Below are 2,263 nucleotides of genomic sequence, written 5' to 3' on the forward strand. Positions count from 1 at the left end.
GCTGTGAGAAATAAAATAATCCATCGGGTTTTTGCAGTAATAAAAAACCAAATCCCTTATAAAAAAGATTTGGTTTTATCATAGAAATCAGGATGACAAGATTGCGGGTAGCTATTTGAGTAAAATAAAAAATCCGTTAATATCCGCGCTTTCGCGAAGCTAATCCGCATCATCCGCGTTCAAAATCACAATCCACCATTGTTGATTTTTTTCATCCCTTTCCTTCTTCCACTTACGTATTCTTCCTCGTGCATTTGTATAAGGCGAAGCAGTATTAAACTGAATCATTCTTCCCAATGTCCATTTTTCATACCAGGGTATTTCGTAAAGATCGTAATTCGATTTGCTTTTAATCAATGCCAAAATAGATGTTACTGTATTATCTAGTTTTACAACAAGTTCCTCAAAACTATCATCTTCATAATCTTTGTAAAATTTCTGAGCCAGTTTTCCTAATTCATTCCATTTATATCCCGTTTCAGGAAAATCGACAGCCTCGTTATGCTCTTTTTTGTAATTCCATTTCAGGACTAACTCTCCCCATCCCAACAGATACGCCACCAGATTATCAATACTCATTAAGGTGCCTTTGCTGTGACCTTCAAGTTCTTTTAGTGAAGTTAATTCAGCAGGGATGCTTAAAAGTTCTTTTTTAAGTTTATTAAAATTTGTGATTATTGCCGCCAGCAATTCATCTTGGTTAACAGGAACAGCCATACTTAAGAATACTAATTTTTATCTACTCAAAAATACTATAAAGTATTAAAATACACCAGAATTACGAATTCTTAAATCTTAAAAATAGTCTCCTGAAGTTCTTCTAAAGATTTCCCTTTCGTTTCCGGCATCATAAAAATCACAAAAAATAATTGGAACACCATCATTACAGCAAAAATCAAAAACACGGCTCCAGCTCCAATTGTCGAAAACAAAAACGGAACCATAGACGGAATGATAGCAGCAAGAACCCAATGTACCGATGAACCAAAAGCCTGACCGCTGGCGCGCAAATGATTCGGGAAAATTTCTGAAATAAAAACCCAAATTACAGCACCTTGTCCTACGGCATGCGAAGCAATAAATAAAAACAAGAAAACCGGTACCTGCATTCCCTCCCATTTTAAAAAGAAGGCAATCGAAACTAATCCCAACGAAATAATATAACCAATCGATCCTATATACATCAGCACTTTTCGCCCCACAACATCAATTAAGAAAACGCCAATCAGCGTAAACACCAAATTAGTCAAACCAATACCAACGCTGCTCATTAAAGCTGCACTTTCGCCCAATCCTGCTTCTGCAAAAATTCTAGGAGCATAATACAAAAAGGCATTAATTCCTGAAAACTGATTGAACAACGAAATGAAAAATGCTAAAAGCAACGGAAATCTGTATTTCTTCAAAAAGATAGTTTCCCCTTTTTTATCTTCATTATCGTTTCCCAAATGCATTTCGTGCAATAAATCTTCAATTTTAGCCGTCGGATCTACTTTTTCTAAAACCGCTTTTGCCTCTGTAATTCTCGATTTCGAAAGCAGCCATCTCGGACTTTCCGGAATCGTAAATACTATAATCGTATAGAAAAATGCAGGAAAAGCCATGATTCCAATCATCCATCGCCAGGCATTTTCTCCCGCATCACGCAATAAGTAATTAGACAAAAATGCCATTAAAATTCCTAAAACAATATTAAACTGATAAAGCGAAACCAAACGTCCTCTGTCTTTTGCAGGAGCAATTTCAGAAACATAAGCCGGAGCTGCGATCGTAGACGCTCCAATTCCTAATCCGCCTAAAAATCTAAAAAAAGCAAAAGTCCACGGATCATTTGCAAATGAAGATCCAATTGCCGACAACAAAAACAAAATCCCAATCCAGATCAGTGTTTTTTTACGTCCAATTTTATTCGTCGGAATTCCTCCAAAAATAGCGCCCACAACCGTGCCCCAAAGCGCCATTGCCATAACTACAGATCCGTGAAAAACATCTGATGTATGCCATAATTCCTGGAGTTTAGTATCGGCACCAGAAATTACAACCGTATCAAAACCAAATAAAAATCCAGCCAGAGCGGCGGTAACAGACCATAGTAGTATTTTGTTCATATAAGCATTTATTACATTAATTATATCGACTTTATTCACGGATTACTACTTGCAGAAAACGAATAACATCATCAGCAATTTAAATTAAAAATTGAAGGAAATTTCAAAATTCAAAACAGTTAGTAAAACGTTTTAGTAAATTACAAATATATACT

At 35.9% G+C, this 2,263-nt stretch carries 2 protein-coding genes; both read right to left on the reverse strand.

Features of this window, described 5'->3' with window-relative positions; translation table 11 throughout:
* Positions 1 to 159 precede the first annotated feature (159 nt).
* On the reverse strand, positions 160 to 717 hold the full coding sequence (locus FLACOL7796_RS18000) for a ClbS/DfsB family four-helix bundle protein (protein ID WP_173972114.1): 558 nt from the start codon (positions 715 to 717) through the stop codon (positions 160 to 162).
* A 71-nt stretch (positions 718 to 788) separates the two neighbouring features.
* Positions 789 to 2,108: a sugar porter family MFS transporter gene (locus tag FLACOL7796_RS18005; RefSeq protein ID WP_173972115.1), complete on the reverse strand. Its 1,320-nt coding sequence runs from the start codon at positions 2,106 to 2,108 to the stop codon at positions 789 to 791.
* Positions 2,109 to 2,263 lie beyond the last annotated feature (155 nt).

It is taken from the genome of Flavobacterium bizetiae, from assembly GCF_902804475.1.
GTDB lineage: Bacteria > Bacteroidota > Bacteroidia > Flavobacteriales > Flavobacteriaceae > Flavobacterium > Flavobacterium bizetiae.

What these genes read in the sequence shown, in the direction of transcription:
- FLACOL7796_RS18005 (WP_173972115.1), bottom strand. Translation starts at nt 2,108, where the DNA reads ATGAACAAAATACTACTATGGTCTGTTACCGCCGCTCTGGCTGGATTT.
- FLACOL7796_RS18000 (WP_173972114.1), bottom strand. Translation starts at nt 717, where the DNA reads ATGGCTGTTCCTGTTAACCAAGATGAATTGCTGGCGGCAATAATCACA.